Origin of the sequence: Rhodococcus sp. PAMC28707, from assembly GCF_004795915.1 — a bacterium.
In the GTDB taxonomy this organism is placed as follows: domain Bacteria; phylum Actinomycetota; class Actinomycetes; order Mycobacteriales; family Mycobacteriaceae; genus Rhodococcoides.
Map to the genome: position 1 here is coordinate 4,238,648 of NZ_CP039253.1, position 16,440 is coordinate 4,255,087.

The 16,440-nt window shown below is 62.3% G+C and carries 14 protein-coding genes and 1 other RNA gene; 8 read left to right on the plus strand and 7 right to left on the minus strand.

Annotated elements, in window-relative coordinates:
- Positions 1 to 78: 78 nt before the first annotated feature.
- Positions 79 to 816, plus strand: a complete 738-nt coding sequence (locus E5720_RS19305) for a C4-type zinc ribbon domain-containing protein (protein ID WP_168708388.1) — start codon at positions 79 to 81, stop codon at positions 814 to 816.
- Positions 813 to 1,967 (plus strand): bifunctional RNase H/acid phosphatase, encoded by a 1,155-nt coding sequence (locus E5720_RS19310; RefSeq protein WP_247596057.1) that lies wholly within the window; start codon positions 813 to 815, stop codon positions 1,965 to 1,967. The genes E5720_RS19305 and E5720_RS19310 overlap by 4 nt, the downstream gene beginning before the upstream one ends.
- On the opposite strand, the gene E5720_RS19315 is transcribed toward E5720_RS19310, so the two are convergent.
- Both E5720_RS19315 and E5720_RS19320 read right to left on the minus strand, forming a co-directional pair.
- Positions 1,956 to 3,206: an ArsB/NhaD family transporter gene (locus E5720_RS19315; protein WP_136171970.1), complete on the minus strand. Its 1,251-nt coding sequence runs from the start codon at positions 3,204 to 3,206 to the stop codon at positions 1,956 to 1,958. The genes E5720_RS19310 and E5720_RS19315 overlap by 12 nt on opposite strands.
- Complete coding sequence (locus E5720_RS19320; RefSeq protein ID WP_136171971.1) at positions 3,203 to 3,724, minus strand: DUF1697 domain-containing protein; 522 nt, start codon at positions 3,722 to 3,724, stop codon at positions 3,203 to 3,205. The genes E5720_RS19315 and E5720_RS19320 overlap by 4 nt, the downstream gene beginning before the upstream one ends.
- A 50-nt stretch (positions 3,725 to 3,774) precedes the next feature.
- Here E5720_RS19320 and rnpB point away from each other — a divergent pair.
- The 3 genes from rnpB to E5720_RS19335 all read left to right on the plus strand — a co-directional run bounded on the left by rnpB (position 3,775) and on the right by E5720_RS19335 (position 5,921).
- An RNA gene (rnpB, locus tag E5720_RS19325) (RNase P RNA component class A) lies at positions 3,775 to 4,221 on the plus strand.
- Between the two features lie 89 nt (positions 4,222 to 4,310).
- The gene (locus E5720_RS19330; RefSeq protein WP_136171972.1) at positions 4,311 to 4,496 is read left to right on the plus strand and encodes a hypothetical protein; all 186 of its coding nucleotides are present in this window, start codon (positions 4,311 to 4,313) and stop codon (positions 4,494 to 4,496) included.
- Between the two features lie 3 nt (positions 4,497 to 4,499).
- On the plus strand, positions 4,500 to 5,921 hold the full coding sequence (locus E5720_RS19335) for an RNB domain-containing ribonuclease (protein ID WP_136171973.1): 1,422 nt from the start codon (positions 4,500 to 4,502) through the stop codon (positions 5,919 to 5,921).
- On the opposite strand, the gene pip is transcribed toward E5720_RS19335, so the two are convergent.
- Genes pip through panB form a run of 3 tightly spaced genes read right to left on the minus strand, consistent with a single transcriptional unit; the run spans position 5,894 to position 8,244 of the window.
- Positions 5,894 to 6,877, minus strand: a complete 984-nt coding sequence (gene pip, locus E5720_RS19340) for a prolyl aminopeptidase (protein ID WP_136171974.1) — start codon at positions 6,875 to 6,877, stop codon at positions 5,894 to 5,896. The genes E5720_RS19335 and pip overlap by 28 nt on opposite strands.
- Positions 6,878 to 6,880: 3 nt before the next feature.
- Positions 6,881 to 7,339: a hypothetical protein gene (locus tag E5720_RS19345; protein ID WP_136171975.1), complete on the minus strand. Its 459-nt coding sequence runs from the start codon at positions 7,337 to 7,339 to the stop codon at positions 6,881 to 6,883.
- 59 nt (positions 7,340 to 7,398) lie between these two features.
- A complete protein-coding gene (panB, locus tag E5720_RS19350; protein WP_136171976.1) occupies positions 7,399 to 8,244 on the minus strand; it encodes a 3-methyl-2-oxobutanoate hydroxymethyltransferase in 846 nt (281 codons plus the stop codon).
- 219 nt (positions 8,245 to 8,463) lie between these two features.
- On the opposite strand from panB, the gene E5720_RS19355 reads away from it, so the two are divergent.
- The 3 genes from E5720_RS19355 to E5720_RS19365 all read left to right on the plus strand — a co-directional run bounded on the left by E5720_RS19355 (position 8,464) and on the right by E5720_RS19365 (position 14,654).
- Positions 8,464 to 10,047: an alpha/beta hydrolase gene (locus E5720_RS19355; RefSeq protein WP_247596058.1), complete on the plus strand. Its 1,584-nt coding sequence runs from the start codon at positions 8,464 to 8,466 to the stop codon at positions 10,045 to 10,047.
- Positions 10,048 to 10,149: 102 nt separating this feature from the next.
- A complete protein-coding gene (gene glnA / locus E5720_RS19360) occupies positions 10,150 to 11,490 on the plus strand; it encodes a type I glutamate--ammonia ligase (protein ID WP_084346669.1) in 1,341 nt (446 codons plus the stop codon).
- Between the two features lie 119 nt (positions 11,491 to 11,609).
- On the plus strand, positions 11,610 to 14,654 hold the full coding sequence (locus E5720_RS19365) for a bifunctional [glutamine synthetase] adenylyltransferase/[glutamine synthetase]-adenylyl-L-tyrosine phosphorylase (RefSeq protein WP_136171977.1): 3,045 nt from the start codon (positions 11,610 to 11,612) through the stop codon (positions 14,652 to 14,654).
- A 15-nt stretch (positions 14,655 to 14,669) separates the two neighbouring features.
- Here E5720_RS19365 and E5720_RS19370 read toward each other — a convergent pair whose 3' ends face one another.
- Positions 14,670 to 15,644: a glycine betaine ABC transporter substrate-binding protein gene (locus tag E5720_RS19370; RefSeq protein WP_136171978.1), complete on the minus strand. Its 975-nt coding sequence runs from the start codon at positions 15,642 to 15,644 to the stop codon at positions 14,670 to 14,672.
- On the minus strand, positions 15,641 to 16,417 hold the full coding sequence (locus E5720_RS19375) for an ABC transporter permease (RefSeq protein WP_247596358.1): 777 nt from the start codon (positions 16,415 to 16,417) through the stop codon (positions 15,641 to 15,643). The genes E5720_RS19370 and E5720_RS19375 overlap by 4 nt, the downstream gene beginning before the upstream one ends.
- Positions 16,418 to 16,440: the final 23 nt, after the last annotated feature.

A 16,440-nucleotide genomic window follows, 5' to 3' on the forward strand; every position in this document is an offset into this window, starting at 1 on the left:
CAACTCTTGTCCGCCGTCGGTGCGCGAGCCGGTAAGGTTCGACCGAATCAACTTCCATAGTCGCAGGAGTCATCACGCGTGAATGTCGACCCCCGAGTGCAGGCCTCACTTCTCGAACTGGCCTCAGTGGATACCGAACTGTCGCAGATCGCTCATCGGCGTAGAACGCTTCCGGAGCAGACCGAGTTCGAGAAGCTCGAGGCCGAGCGAGTCTCACGTCGAGACGCTGCCGTCACGGTCCAGATGTCGATGGACGATCTCGACCGCGATATCAAGAAACTCGAAAACGAAGTCGACGCTGTCCGTCAGCGCGAAGACCGCGACCGCAAGATGCTGGACAGCGGAACGATCGCACCCAAACAAATGTCGGAATTGCAGCACGAGCTCGCTAGCCTCGAACGACGCCAAGGCCTGTTGGAAGAGGAGCTTCTCGAGGTCATGGAACGTCGTGAGGCGTCCCAGACCGACTACAACCATGCCGGTGCGCAGGTGACGCAGATCGAGGACGAACTCATCGATTCGGGTCGGCGCCGCGATGATGCAGTAGCGGACATCGACGCCGCCGAGCAACGCGCGACTGCCCGCCGAACCGAACTCGCGTCAGGCCTCCCCGAAGATCTGATGGCGATCTACGAGAAGCAACGCGCGCTGTCCGGCCGCGGTGCCGCTCTACTTCAGGCTCGCCGTTGTGGCGCGTGCCGAATCGAGCTGGATCGTGGGGAGATCTCTCGAATCGCCGCCGCGCCGGCTGACAAACTCGTCCGATGCTCGGAGTGCAACGCGATTCTCGTGCGGACGAAGGAGTCCGGAATTTGAGTTCCGCAGCCCACACCCGTGTGATCGTAGAAGCTGACGGCGGCTCTCGGGGAAATCCAGGACCAGCTGGATATGGCGCGGTCGTGTTGTCCTCGGATCGCTCCGAGGTTCTGGCTGAACGTCGCCTTGCGCTCGGCGTCGCGACCAACAATGTGGCCGAGTATCGCGGCCTCATCGCCGGTCTGACTGCGGCCGCTGACGTCGGAGCCCGTGAGGTCGACGTACGGATGGACTCGAAGCTGGTCGTCGAACAAATGGCGGGTCGGTGGAAGGTCAAGCATCCGGATATGATTCCGCTCAATCGCGAGGCGGCCGCTCTTGTCCGCGGCTTCGATCGAGTGTCGTACCAATGGATTCCACGGGCCGAGAACTCCCATGCGGATCGACTCGCGAACGAGGCGATGGACGCGGCCGCGGGTAAAAAACGCGAGCCTACCGTGCATGTGGCCGACAGGCCGACAGCGCCGGTGGCCGAGAAGTCGGCTGCTCCGATTGCCGACAAGTCGGGTGGACCGGGATGGACCGGTGCCGTCGGTGCACCGACACGTTTGCTGCTGCTGCGTCATGGTCAGACACCGTTGTCCGTCGAACGCCGATATTCCGGGCGCGGAAATCCGGTTCTCACGGAACTGGGTGCGCGGCAGGCATCGGCCGCCGCGGCGTATCTCGCGCAGCGTGACGACATTGCCGCGATCGTCGCCTCGCCGCTGGCGAGAGCGCAGCAGACGGCAGGCGCCCTCGCCGCCAAGATGGGGCTTCGCGTCTCGACTCTTGATGAGCTGACCGAAACGGATTTCGGAGCTTGGGAGGGCCTGACCTTCAAGGAGGCAGGCGAGAATCATCCGGATGTGCATCGGAAATGGCTCGGAGATACATCGGTGGCACCGCCGGGCGGAGAGAGCTTCGACAGTGTTCGCGACAGGGTCCAGTCGGCACGGGAGAAACTGATTTCCGCGCATGCGGGATCCACCGTAGTTGTCGTCACACACGTGACACCGATCAAGTTGTTGCTGCAGCTGGCGCTCGATGTCGGTCCGTCGATCCTTTACCGGCTGCACCTCGATCTGGCCTCCCTGAGCATCGCGGAGTTCTACCCGGACGGTGGAGCCTCGGTTCGCCTGGTGAACGAGACGTCCTACCTACACAAGTAGCACCAGCCAGAGCGCGGCCGTCGAACCGAGAATGGTCAGCGGAGTCGTGACGAGGCCGAGTGCGGTGAAGGTCCGCAGGTCTGCGGGCTCGTGGTTGGCGGCCCCCACTCGACGCCACAACATGATGGCCAGCGATCCGACGTAGGTGAGGTTGGGTCCGAGGTTCACCCCGATGATCATCGCGAGCAGTAGACCGGGCGACGCCGACGGGCCGAACGCTGCCAACAGCATCAGCGTCGCGGGCAGATTGTTGACGACGTTGGCCGCGACAGCAGCGATAGCGGCCGCCGAGAGCAGGCCGAGGAACGTGGTCTCGGTCGGGAGGATATCGCCGAGCCACCGGCCGATGGGTCCCGACGTGACACCTCCGACGACAATGCCCAGCAACAGCACGAATCCGCAGAACTTCAGATCCGCTGCCCGCAGGATTCGCCGGGGAACGGTGAACCCACCGCGCAATGCCGGAACGGCGAGGACAACCGATCCGGCTGCCGCTACCCAGAACGGTTCGATACCGAAAACTCCGGACACACCGAAACCCACGAGAGTGATCCCCAGGACGACGAGCGTGCCGATCGGTGCAGCCACATCGGGCGTCGGGTCCACTGCCTCTGCGCTCACCACTGCCTCTGTGCGCACCAAGTCCTTGCGAAAGAACACCCAGAACACGGCACCTTCGATGACGATCGCCACAATCCACGGCAGTGCCATCAGCGCAGCGAAATGTGCGAACGTCAATCCCGTCGCCGCGAACACCAGTAGATTCGTCAGATTGGACACAGGCAGAAGCGTCGATGCCGAATTGGACAGGTGCGCAGTGGCATAACTGTGCGGACGTGCAGGCATCCGCAGCGCCCGTGCCGCACCGATGACCGCAGGTGTCAGAAGTACCACCGTCGCGTCGAGGCTCAATACTGCGGTGGTGATTGCAGCAGCGAGGAATACCGACAGGAGGAGCCGGTGCGGGCTTCCCTTCGCGGATCGCGCCATGATCGATGCGACCCAGGCGAACAATCCGAGTGCGTCTGCCAGATGAGCCAGTACGAGAATGAATGCCAGGAATACGACCGTCGGCAGCAGTTCGAGAATCTGCTCGCGTGCATCGGCAACGGTCACCAGTCCCAGCAGGAGTGTCAGAACCGCGGCAGGGATTGCGATCGTGATCTCCGGTAGCGAACGTGGTGCGAAGATCGCGAAGATCAACACTGCGGCAACCAGTGCCACAGCGACAACGCTCACGCCAGCATCTTGACGAGCGTGCGCAGATTACGAGTAGTGGTGGTCGGCTTGTACTTCGCCTTGGCCAAAAGTTTCCCGACGCGGCTGTCGGTGGTGTGGCCCCGCACCACTTCCCAGTACACGACGCGGTTGCCCGGGGCGAGTGATTCCAGTTCGGGGTCGAGAGTGTCTGCTATACCTGCCACTTCGCGCAGATGGTCGGCATCGTTGCCGAAGATGACGTACGGATGCCAGCCGTCCCGTTCGACGTCGAACGGGTAGCTTTCGATGATCGACTGCAGTGACGACACGTCCAGAACGATCACCCACGCTTCGTATCCGAAGGTCGCCGACAGAATCTTCTCTACAGATTTCTTCACTTCGGGTGCACGTAGCGTGCTTTCGAGCACAACGTTGCCTGTCGCGAGGATTGTTCGAACGTCGTCGAATCCCGCGGATGTCAAGGCCGCGCGCAGTTCGATCATCTTGATATTGATGCCACCTACGTTGATTCCGCGAAGAAGGACGACGTGCTTCATACGTGAAACTGTAGTTCGGAGCGAGGACACAGTAGAGTTCATCTCGCGAACGAGTCGGTTGGACGGCTGCGGCTCGGAGGACTGGCAGAGCGATTCTGCCAAGCTCCAGGCCGAGGAAAGTCCGGACTCCACAGAGCAGGGCGGTTGCTAACGGCAACCCGAGGTGACTCGCGGGACAGTGCCACAGAAAATAGACCGCCCGCATCACGCTTCCTTCGGGATTCGTGGTGTGGGTCAGGGTGAAACGGTGCGGTAAGAGCGCACCAGCACCCCAGGTGACTGGGGTGGCTAGGTAAACCCCGCCCGGAGCAAGGTCGAAGGCCGTACCTTCTAGCGAAGGTTCGGCTGCGCAGGTGCTCGAGGGCTGCTCGCCCGAGCCTGCGGGTGGACTGCTCGAGGTACCCGGCGACGGTGTGCCCAGATGGATGGCCGTCGGTCCTTTCTTTGCCTCGGCAAGGTAAGGATCACAGGATCCGGCTTATATACCGACTCGTTCGCACTCGTCGGGAGTGGAGCCTGCGGAATGAGCTTTATATCGAGGGCCGGGGTCGTAGGCTAAGTCGGCTTCTTCGGGCAGACTGTGAACATGAGCAATGACGATGACGCCTGGTTCTACGACATCCGCACCAAGTCGGTGGCTCAGGGCAAGGAATCCGGTGCATTGGACCGGATGGGGCCTTACCCCGACCGCCAGACCGCCGAGCGCGCTTTGACGATCGCGGCCGAGCGAAACAAGGCTGCGGACAAGGCTGACGACGACTGGAAAAACTGACCGGTGTTACTGACCCGTCTGACAGCACCGGCGTTCGATTTTCGTGCGATCAGATCCGAGTTCCGCCTCCGCGACGAGTTTTCCGTAGGCGCTCTCTCGGAGGCTCGGTCGGCTACGGATCGTTTCGTCGGTGACCGCGTCGATCGCACTGACATCCCGCTGGTGACCATCGACCCGCCCGGGTCGATGGATCTCGATCAGGCTGTACATATCGAGAAGTCGCCGACCGGTTTCGTGCTTCACTATGCGATAGCAGATGTCGGAGCACTAGTCGTCCCTGGCGGAGCGCTGGATGTTCAGACGCGTGAACGCGGACAGACGTTCTACCTCCCGGACGGTTCGGTTCCGCTTCATCCGCGGGTCCTGTCGGAGGGTTCGGCGAGCTTGTTGCCGAACGAGACTCGGCCGGTCGCGCTGTGGAGGATCGAGCTGGACGAATTCGGTGAGCCGACGTCGTGGACGGTGTCCAGAGCATCGGTCCGGTCGATCGCGCGACTGGACTACGCCGGAGTACAGTCCGGATTCGATGCCGGGAGTCCGCATCCGTCGATTGCATGTCTGGACGAGTTCGGGCGGCTGCGAGCGGAATCTTCGATTCGGCGGGGTGCTGTGGACATCACGTTGCCCGAACAGGAAGTGGTTCCCGACGGAGACTCGTGGCGAATCGAGCTTCAGGCCAGAACTTCGGTCGACGGCTGGAACGCCGAAGTGTCATTGCTGACCGGAATGTGTGCCGCGCGGATCATGCTCGATGCTGGCATCGGATTGCTACGCACACTTCCTCCTGCAACCGACACGGCGTTGGCAACATTGCGCAACACCGCCTCGATGCTCGGAATCGATTGGCCGGACGGTGTATCGGCCGGCGCAGTGCTCTCTGCTCTCCCTGCCGATGAACCCGAAACGTTGGCAATGATGACCCAGGCGACAGGGCTACTTCGCGGCGCCGACTACGCGGCGTTCGACGGCGCGGCGCCGAAACTCAGCGAGCACTCCGGCATTGCAGCACCGTACGCCCATGTGACGGCACCGCTACGTCGACTGTCGGACCGGTTCGCCACCGAGGTGTGTTTGGCTACGGTTGCGGGAACGGAGGTACCGGAGTGGGCAGCTAGCGCCCTCCCCGAACTTGCGGCGACCATGCGAAAATCCGATTCCGTTGCGTCCAAGGTAGATCGGGCGTGCATCGATCTCGCTGAAGCGGCCATTCTCGCAGGCCGCGTCGGTGAACGGTTCGGTGCGTTGGTGCTTCGCGGGGCCGAGGACAAGCGCGAGGCGGAAGTCTTCGTTCACGACCCGATCGTCATCAGCAAATGCGCAGGCAATCCACCCGAAGGGGAGAAGGTGACGGTGCGGCTCACCGTCGCCGACACCGACTCCCGTCGAATCGGCTTCTCCTACGAATCGGGTAGAGACGCGAACTGATCGGTGGCCTCGATCAGATGGTGGACTATGCCACCCTCGGCGGCCGAGTGGCCGGCGTCGTCGACCATCACGAGTTCGGCGCCGGGCCAGGCCTTGTGGAGTTCCCATGCGCTCGTCGCGGGGCACACGACGTCATACCGTCCCTGGACGATGATTCCGTCGATGCCCTTCAACTTGTGCGCGTCGTCGAGCAATTGGTTGTCCCGAAGGAACCCCGCATTGCGGAAGTAGTGATTTTCGATACCCGCGAACGCGAGTGCGAATCGTGGATCCTCGTTCTGCGCAATCTGATCCGGCCGAGGAATGAGATAACTGGTAGAGGCTTCCCATGCCGACCAAGCGACCGCGGCCGAGGTCGCGATGTCACGATCCTCGGAAGTCAGCAGGCGGTGGTACGCCTCGACCAAGTCCCCGTCGCGTTCGTTCTTCGGGATCGGTGCGAGGAACTTGTCCCACTGCTCCGGAAAGATATGGCCCGCACCACCGTTGTAGTACCAGTCGATCTCACTGCGTCGAAGAAGAAAGATTCCTCGGAGGATCAAACCGCTGACTCGTTCGGTATGAGTTTGTGCGTACACGAGCGAGAGAGTCGAACCCCAGGAACCACCGAACACGAGCCACCGATCGATAGCGAGATGCGTTCGCAACTTTTCCATGTCGGCGACGAGTCGATCGGTCGTGTTCACCGCCAGATCTCCGCCGTCAGCGATGTGCGGCTCGGAACGCCCGCAGCCCCGCTGATCGAACAGAACGATGCGATACACCGCGGGGTCGAAGTAACGGCGCTGCGTCGGGCCGCTTCCGCCGCCCGGCCCGCCATGAACGAACACAACCGGTTTTCCCGCTGGGTTACCGCTGACCTCCCAGTAGATGTGCTGGGCGTCGCCTACGTCGAGGAGACCGCCGTCGAACGGTTCGAGCGGCGGATACAGCTCTCGCGGTGATGTCGACGTCACGCGTCAGAACCCGACGAGACCGGATGCGAGATCAGGAATCTCGAGCGACCGCATGGCTTCTGCACGGGTATCCGGGCAGGTAGCGATGGTCACTTCGTCGACGATCGAGCGGTTCTGCACTACCTGAAGATTGATGGTGCCGCTCTGCGCCGCCCAGGTCTGGACGACGATATTGAGACCGCCACGACCGATTGTCGGGCCTTGAATTCTCCATTCCTGCAGCTGCGCATCGAGATCGCTGCACAGCTGCTGGCTCTGCTGTTCGGTGATTCCGGCTGCACCTGAGGGGGAGGTGGCCGTGGTGGGTGGGTCCGTTGGGGTCAGTGTCGACGACGAACCGGTGGTCGTCGTATCCGTACCGCAAGCGCCGGTAGCAGCGAACACTGCTACCGCGCCCGCAACAGAAACGACGACTCGGGTAACTCGACGAAACCTGGACTGGGCCTTTGTAGCTGAGTTCATGGCAACGAGTGTGCCATCTCGTTCGGCCCCCGCAATCAGCTCACGCCACCCGAGGTAACTCAGTAGCTGTGTTCGGGTCCCGGGAAGACACCGGAGCGCACTTCGGACAGATACGACGAGGCCGCAGATCGGAGTTCGTCTCCGACATGGCCGAACTTCTTGACGAACTTCGCCGTCTTGCCGTTGGTGTAGCCGGCCATGTCCTGCCACACGAGAACTTGTGCGTCACACTCGTTGCCCGCGCCGATTCCGATAGTGGGGATGGTCAACTTGCGGGACACCTGACCGGCGATGTCGGCCGGAACCATCTCCATGACGACAGAGAACGCACCCGCCTCTTGGACGGCAATGGCATCGGCGACCAGTGCGTCTGCGGCATCGCCTCGTCCTTGAACGCGGAATCCGCCGAGGCCGTTCACACTTTGCGGAGTGAATCCGATGTGTGCCATGACCGGAATACCCGCGGCGGTGATGGCAGCGATCTGATCTGCGACGCGTTCCCCGCCTTCGAGTTTGACGGCGTTGGCGAGTCCTTCCTTCATGAATCTGGTGGCTGTGGCCAACGCCTGTTGCGGGGAGCCCTCGTAGCTGCCGAAGGGGAGGTCTGCGACGACGAGTGCGTTGGGGGCTCCACGCACGACTCCGCGAACGAGGGGGAGGAGTTCGTCGATGGTGATGGGAACGGTGGTGTCGTAGCCGTAGACGACGTTGGCTGCGGAGTCACCGACGAGCAGAACTGGAATGCCGGCCTCCTCGAAGATCCGTGCGCTGGAGTAGTCGTAAGCGGTGAGCATTGCCCAGCGCTCACCCTCGGCCTTCATCTGCAGAAGATGGTGGGTGCGGGTCTTGCGAGTGAGACCGGATACGGATGCGTCGGATCCACCGTAAATAGTGTTGTCGGACATCTTTGTCCCTTTCGGTTCCTCGAGGCCCGATTTCGGGTCCCCGGGATGGGGTTGATGACGCCCTCAGTCTGCCACCTGCGTCTACTCGACCGAAGGGCAGTCGGCAGTGCAATCCGTCACACCGTGAGGCTCGGGCCACGAGTCGTGCATGGCAGACGCTTGGTTCGCCGCTGTCCTACGTGAGCAGCGCGCACGTGAAGGTCTGGCACCATCGTGGGAATGAGAACGAGTCGCACTCCGCTGGTCCGGATGGTAGCCCTGGGCGCGGCGGGATTGATGGCCGCGGCGGGATGTGCGCAGAGCTCGACAACCGAGGGCACCCCGGAAGCCGAGGGGCTTTCATCCTCCGTCGAATCTTTCGAGCCCGGGGCCGGAATCGTCCCCGACGGCCTCGCCGAGTTCTACACGCAGTCGCCCGAGTGGGGGCCCTGCGATTCGTACGACACCGACGGAACGAATTTTCGTAGCGATATGGAGTGCGCGAAGGTCACGGTTCCACTGGACTACGAGGAGCCGACCGGAGAGAAGGCCGAGATCGCCATTTCGCGGACGCTGGCAAGCGGGGACAAGATCGGCTCGATCTTGTTCAACCCAGGTGGTCCGGGGGCGTCAGGTCTGTATATGTCCACGCAGGCGGACGGATCGGAGTTGTCCGAACGCTTCGATCGAATCGGTTTCGATCCGCGCGGAATCGGTGCATCGACTCCTGCCGTGCGGTGCCTGACCACGCAAGAGATCGAAGAGGAGCGACGCGAGCCGGACGTCGACGTTTCGCCGGAGGGTATTGCGAAATCGGAAGCGGAGCATCAGGACTACGCCGCCAAGTGTGCAGCGAGGAGTGGTAAGGATCTGCTCGAGCACGTGGGAACGCGCGAGGTGGTCCAGGACATGGACGTGATCAGATCGGTGCTCGGGGACGCGAAGCTCACCTACGTCGGCTACTCGTACGGCACTCGAATCGGAACTGCGTACGCCGAGGCGTTCCCCGGCAACGTGCGAGCGATGGTGCTCGACGGTGCACTCGATCCAGAGCAAAGTCCCGTCGACGAGGCCGTCGAGCAGGGAGCAGCCTTCCAAGGCGCATTCGACGGTTTCGCTGCGGATTGCGCGCTATCACCGTCCTGTCCGCTCGGCACCGACGTCGCTGACGCAAACCGACAGTTCCGTGCCCTTGTCGACCCACTCATCGAGCGTCCTGCCGAGACCACGGACCCGCGTGGACTGAGCTACGACGACGCTTTGACAGGGACTCAGCAGGCGCTCTACTCCGAAAGCCTGTGGCGGCTTCTTCGAGCAGGACTGAGCGAATTGCGGGACGGCCGCGGCGACACGCTCCTGCGATTGGCCGACTCGTACAGCGGAAGGCTCGAGGACGGATCTTATGCGAATCTCGACGACGCATTCAATGCGATTCGGTGCGTCGATGATCCACCGGTCGTCGACCGGGCCGAGGCCGACGAGGCCGACACGCGGTACCGACAGGCCGCCCCCTTCCTCGACGACGGCCGCGGGACCGGAAACGCGCCTCTCGACCTGTGCGCATTCTGGCCGGTACCCAATACCGGAAGTCCGCACACGATCTCGGCGGAGGGGCTACCGAAGCTGGTGGTCGTGTCCACGACATTCGACCCGGCCACGCCGTACCAGGCAGGCGTCGACCTTGCCCGCCAACTCGACGCGGACCTGATCACCTACGAAGGAACCCAACATACGGTCGCCTTCTCCGGCGAGGAATGCGTCGACGATCCGTTGGTCGAGTATCTCGTCGACCTGGTTCCCACCGGTAACGATCTGGTGTGCTGACGCGAGCTTCACGTCCCCGGTGTGGCCGTTGAGATGCGTCCGACGTGAGACCGAGATCACGATGTAACACAGATTTAACGCGGTTTGCTTAGTCTCGCGGACATGGATCGCCAAAAGGAATTCGTGCTTCGGACCCTGGAGGAGCGCGACATCCGCTTCGTCCGCCTATGGTTCACCGATGTTCTTGGCTATCTGAAATCGGTCGCCATCGCCCCCGCGGAACTCGAAGGTGCCTTCGACGAAGGGATCGGCTTCGACGGAAGCGCTATCGAGGGATTCGCCCGCGTCTCCGAAGCAGATACCGTTGCCAAGCCCGATCCGTCGACTTTTCAGATCCTGCCCTGGTCGAGCAGCAAGGGGCATCAGCATTCGGCGCGGATGTTCTGCGACATCGCGATGCCCGACGGCTCGCCGTCCTGGGCTGATTCGCGCCACGTGCTGCGGCGTCAACTGAGCAAGGCCGCAGACCTCGGGTTCAGCTGCTACGTGCATCCGGAGATCGAGTTCTTCCTGCTCAAGGACTCCCCAGAGGATGGATCGCCGCCCACGCCCGCCGACAACGGTGGATACTTCGATCAGGCCGTGCACGACTCGGCGCCGAACTTTCGCCGTCACGCCATCGATGCGCTCGAGTCGATGGGCATCTCCGTCGAGTTCAGCCATCACGAAGCCGCGCCCGGTCAGCAGGAAATCGACCTCCGCTATGCCGACGCACTGTCGATGGCCGACAACATCATGACCTTCCGTTACCTGGTCAAGGAAGTTGCGATCGCCGAGGGCGTCCGGGCAACGTTCATGCCCAAGCCGTTCAGTGATCAGGCCGGCTCGGCGATGCACACGCACATGAGCCTGTTCGAGGGCGACACCAATGCGTTCCACAATCCGGACGACCCCATGCAGCTCTCGGAGACCGGCAAGTCGTTCATCGCCGGAATCCTCGAACATGCCAACGAGATCAGCGCCGTCACGAACCAGTGGGTCAACTCCTACAAGCGGTTGATCCGCGGTGGCGAAGCACCGACGGCAGCGTCGTGGGGACCCTCCAACCGCTCGGCACTCATCCGGGTTCCGATGTACACCCCGAACAAAGCGTCCTCTCGTCGCGTCGAGATCCGTAGCCCCGATTCCGCCTGCAATCCCTACCTGGCCTTCGCGGTCCTGCTCGCTGCCGGTCTGCGTGGCATCGAAAAGGGCTACACGTTGCCACCAGAGGCAGAAGAGGACGTGTGGGCGTTGACATCCGCCGAGCGTCGCGCCATGGGTTACAAGGAGCTTCCAGGCAACCTCGATCAGGCTCTGAACGCCATGGAAGGCTCCGAGCTCGTCGCCGAAGCCCTCGGCGAACATGTCTTCGACTTCTTCCTGCGCAACAAGCGTCGGGAGTGGGAGGAATACCGCTCGCATGTCACGCCGTACGAGCTGAAGGCCTACTTGGGATTGTGATCTGCGCACTGTCATCGGATGCCGGCGTGATGGGCTAGATTTTACTTCGTTCGAGTAAGAGCTAGTTCCCGCCCGCGGTGAGGTGAACCTGTGTTACGCCAGAGTCGAGGTGTTCGCTGATGGTGCGTCCACCCACATCACGTTCGATCGTCCCAGGGCCAGGACGTCTGGGTCTGGTCGAGGCCACTGCGCCCGCTGATCTACAGAAGCTCGGGTGGGTCGACGAGAACAGTCTCGAACTACTGTGGTCGTTGTCGCGTGCAGCCAACGCGGATCTCGCACTGCGGACACTGACGAGGCTGCAGGATTTGCTCGGCGACGGCTTCTCGGAAGTCGACCAGGCCTTGCGTTCGGACAAGGGCCTTCGCGGTCGATTGTTGGGTCTCTGCGGTGCCTCGAGCGCGCTCGCCGATCACCTTGTTTCCGATCCGGATACGTGGCGTCTGCTCAGCACACCCGCAGGCCGCGCCACGGGTCCCTCTGCGCGAGTGGAACTACCCAGCAAACAGCAGCTCACCGACGAACTCTTGGCTGCTGTCGATGCAAAGCCCGAGACCGGTCCGAATGCCTCACCGGAGTTGTACCGGGCAGGTCTGACCGGACCCGATGCCGTTGTTGCCCTGCGAAAAACTTACCGCGACCAAGTGATGGTTCTCGCCGCGGCGGATCTCGCTGCCACCGTGGAAAACGAACCTGTCGTGCCGTATCAGCTCGTCGGAAATCAGCTCTCCGACATGGCCGACGCTGCCTTGACCGCAGCGCTGGCTGTCGCTGTTGCGACAGTCTGCCCGGACGATCCGATGCCGACCCGACTCGCCGTGATCGCAATGGGCAAATGCGGTGCACGAGAGCTCAATTACGTCTCCGACGTCGACGTCGTGTTCGTGGCGGAACCAGCGGATGCGGTTGCCAGTCGGATCGCGGGCGAAATGATGCGGATCGGCTCCTCGGCGTTCTTCGAGGTCGATGCAGCGCTTCGGCCGGAGGGCAAACGTGGCGAACTGGTCCGCACCCTCGATTCGCATGTCGCTTACTACAAGCGGTGGGCCAAGACCTGGGAGTTTCAGGCTCTGCTCAAAGCACGTCCGATGACCGGGAACCTCGAGCTCGGTCACAGCTACGTCGCCGCACTCAACCCGATGGTGTGGTTGGCCTCGCAGCGGGAGGACTTCGTTCCCGAGGTCCGCGCGATGCGCCGTCGCGTCGAGGAGATGGTTCCACCCGAGCTCCGTGAACGCGAGATCAAACTCGGTCGCGGAAGCCTGCGGGATGTCGAGTTCGCAGTGCAGCTACTGCAACTCGTCCACGGCCGCACCGACGAAACTCTCCGAGTTCTCGGCACCGTGGACGCCCTGGTTGCGCTCAGCGACGGGGGATACGTCGGGCGCGACGACGCCGCGAATCTGACCGCGTCCTACGAGTTCCTACGGCTACTCGAACACCGTCTGCAGCTTCAGCGGATGAAGCGAACCCACACTCTGCCGCCGCCGGACGACGAGGAAGCGCTGCGCTGGCTCGCCCGAGCAGCGCACATGCGTTCCGACGGCAATCGTGATGCGCTCGGAGTGCTGACTGCCGAGATCAAACGCAACGCGCTCCGGATCCGAAGGCTGCACGCGAAACTGTTCTATCGACCCCTGCTCGATTCCGTCGTGCGGTTCGATTCCGACACCGTCAGATTGACTCCGGAAGCAGCCGTGCGGCAACTTTCGGCGCTGGGTTTCGCCGCCCCTCAGAACGCAATCGGGCACCTGCGCGCGCTCGTCGGTTCAGGTGCGCGACGTGGTCAGATTCAAGCGGTGCTACTGCCGACACTTCTCGAATGGCTTGCCGATACACCGGACTCGGACGCCGGCCTACTCAACTACCGCCGACTCTGCGAGGCCGCTCAGGACCAAACCTGGTTTCTGCGGATACTGCGCGACGAAGGTGCCGTCGCTCAGCGTTTGATGATCGTTCTCGGATCTTCGGCATACGTCCCGGATCTGCTCATCAAAGCTCCCGAGGTCATCAGACTCTTCGCTGACGGCCCGACCGGCCCAAGGCTTCTCGACGTCGAACCCGAGGAAACATATCGAGCGATCCTTTCTTCTTCGGGTCGGTACGACGATCCGGTTCGTGCCATCGACGCCGCGCGGTCTCTGCGTAGACACGAGCTTGCGCGGGTAGCGTCGGCCGACATCCTCGGCATGCTCGATGTGCCGCAAGTGTGCACCGCTTTGTCCTCGGTATGGGCCGCTGTGATCAACGCTGCACTGGCAGCTGCCATTCGGGCGAGTGAAGCCGAACGTGGGGAGCCGGCTCCTGCCAGCCTGGCTGTGATCGGAATGGGCCGACTCGGCGGCGGAGAACTCGGCTACGGCAGCGATGCAGATGTGCTGTTCGTATGCGAACCCGTCGAGGGCTCCGACGACAGTGTCGCCGTCAAGTGGGCCAACGGTATTGCCGATCGGATTCGCAAGCTACTCGGTGCGCCGAGTACCGACCCACCGTTGGAGGTGGACACCGGTTTGCGGCCGGAAGGCCGAAACGGGCCGGTGGTCAGGACTCTCGCGTCGTACAAGGCGTACTACGCGCAGTGGGCCCAGGCCTGGGAGGTCCAGGCGTTGCTGCGTGCCCATCAGGTTGCCGGAGATCAGGATCTCGGCATCAAGTTTCTGCTCATGGTCGACAAAGTGCGATACCCAGAAGGTGGTGTCTCCCAGGAGTCCGTACGGGAAATCCGTCGCATCAAGGCGCGAATCGACTCCGAGCGTCTCCCCAAAGGCGCCGACCCCGCCACCCACACCAAGCTGGGCAGAGGCGGGCTCGCCGACATCGAGTGGACAGTGCAGCTCATCCAACTCAGGCATGCGCACGACGTGCCGTCACTGCACAACACCTCGACCCTGCAAACTCTCGACGCAATCGGCGCGGCCGAGTTGATGAGCGAGACCGACATCGAATTGCTGCGTGAAGCATGGATTCTCGCAACGAAGGCACGCAACGCACTCGTACTCGTGCGTGGAAAGCCGACGGACCAACTTCCTGCACCGGGGCACGTTCTCTCCGCCGTCGCGAAGGTGGCCGGATGGAAGAACGCCGATGCAGGGGAGTTCCTCGACAACTACCTACGTGTGACGCGTCGCGCAAAGGCTGTGGTGGAGCGGACCTTCGGGGCCTGACCACTCCACCGTCGTTCAGCCAGTGGTGACGAAGCCTTCGGAGACGAGCCAGTCGCGTGCGACGTCGGCGGGCTCCCTGCCCTCGACGTCCACCTGTCGGTTCAATTCGGTCATGACCTTGTCGTCCAGTTTCGCGGTGATCGGTGCCATGACTTCCTGCACCTCGGGATGGGCGTCGGCGAAGTCCTTCCTCATGATCAGTGATGGGTTGTACTTCGGAAAGAAGGCTCGATCATCTTCGAGTAGAACGAGATCGAGCGCGAGGATTCGTCCGTCGGTAGTGAACACCTCACCGAACTTGCACTGAGTTCCGTCGGCGGTGGCCTGATAGATAATGCCGGTCTGCAGTATCTGCCGAGGCGCAAGATTCGGATCGAAATCGTACTTGGCTGCCATGCCGGGGTAGCCGTCCTGACGAACGTTGAACTCGGTTTCGACGCAGGTTGTGGCTGCCGACGGGTTGGTTCGAACGAGGTTGGCGTAGTCCGACAGCGTCTTGACACCCGTTTCTTCGGCCGTCTGCTTGTTCATGGCGAGTGCGTAGGTGTTGTTCATCGGGGCGGGAGGTTCCCACACCATGTCGTTTGCTGCGAGGTCGGCGTCGCGCACCGCTTCGTACTGCTCGGTCGAGTCCGGTAGCGGTGTCTCGTTGCCGAGATAGTTGATCCACCCGGTGCCGGTGTACTCGTACGTCAGGTCGATCTGCCCGTTCAGTTGGGCGTCACGTGTGCTGTTGGAGCCCTGAATGTTGGTTAGATCCCGGACCTCGGCACCGGCGGCGGCCATTGCGAACTCGATTATGTATCCAAGCGTGATTTGTTCGGTGAAGTCCTTGGAGCCGACGGTCATCTTGACGCCTTCGAGTTCGGGAACCGGCTGGATGCTCGCCGGCCCGACCGAAAGCGGAACCGCGCCCCCGGATTCGAGCCCGCAGCCGGCTAGAAGTGCTCCCGCCATGACGAGAGCGAATACTGTGGTCGTCTTCTTCATCGTAATCCTTTGGGGCCCAGGAACTGCTCGGCCAGCGCGCCGAGCCAATCGACGAACAGTGCCAGGGACACAGCAAGTACGGCACCGGTCACCAGGGTGACGTTGTCGCGCAACTTGTATCCGGTGTCTATGAGAATGCCGAGCCCACCTGCACTCACGAGGAAACACAGCGTCGCCGTTCCGACCGCGAGGACCAGGGATGTGCGTAGGCCGGCAAGAATGTACGGCACTGCCATCGGGAACTCGAGCCTTCGGAGCACTGTCAACGAGGACATCCCTTGACCGCGGCCGGCATCGATGAGTGTTTTGTCGACCTCCTGGTATCCCAGAATCGTATTGCGCAACACCGGAAGCAACGAGTAGAAGGCGATGGGCAGTACGCCTATCCAGAAACCGGTCTGACGCGTCGCCAGGTAGAAGAGGACCAGCAAACCGACTGCAGGTGCAGCCGCGCCGATGTTGGCGATGCCCACGAAAAATGGTGCGAGACGGGTGTATCCGGGTCGGGTGAGCAGAGTTCCCAGCGGGACGGCGATTATTACGACGATGATCACGACTGCCGCGGTGAGCAAGATGTGCTGCCAGGTGAGCGTGGCGAGGTTGCTGGCAGTAATGCTGCCCTGTTGAGTCGCGGTCAGATCACGACTGAAGGCCCAGACAAGTACGCCGACAACCAGAATCAGAACGATGGCGGGTTGCACCAGCAGGCGTAGGCGATCAGCGCGTTTGACAGCATTTCGCTCCGAGGCACCTTCGTCTGGTGCCGCGTCCATTTCGGCCGCTAGGAGACTGTCCA

Bases quoted from the DNA above. Each gene is read 5' to 3' on its own strand.
- E5720_RS19320 (WP_136171971.1), bottom strand. From the start codon at position 3,724: ATGAAGCACGTCGTCCTTCTTCGCGGAATCAACGTAGGTGGCATCAAT.
- E5720_RS19330 (WP_136171972.1), top strand. From the start codon at position 4,311: ATGAGCAATGACGATGACGCCTGGTTCTACGACATCCGCACCAAGTCG.
- E5720_RS19345 (WP_136171975.1), bottom strand. From the start codon at position 7,339: ATGAACTCAGCTACAAAGGCCCAGTCCAGGTTTCGTCGAGTTACCCGA.
- panB (WP_136171976.1), bottom strand. From the start codon at position 8,244: ATGTCCGACAACACTATTTACGGTGGATCCGACGCATCCGTATCCGGT.
- E5720_RS19355 (WP_247596058.1), top strand. From the start codon at position 8,464: ATGAGAACGAGTCGCACTCCGCTGGTCCGGATGGTAGCCCTGGGCGCG.
- glnA (WP_084346669.1), top strand. From the start codon at position 10,150: ATGGATCGCCAAAAGGAATTCGTGCTTCGGACCCTGGAGGAGCGCGAC.
- E5720_RS19365 (WP_136171977.1), top strand. From the start codon at position 11,610: ATGGTGCGTCCACCCACATCACGTTCGATCGTCCCAGGGCCAGGACGT.
- E5720_RS19370 (WP_136171978.1), bottom strand. From the start codon at position 15,644: ATGAAGAAGACGACCACAGTATTCGCTCTCGTCATGGCGGGAGCACTT.
- E5720_RS19375 (WP_247596358.1), bottom strand. From the start codon at position 16,417: ATGGACGCGGCACCAGACGAAGGTGCCTCGGAGCGAAATGCTGTCAAA.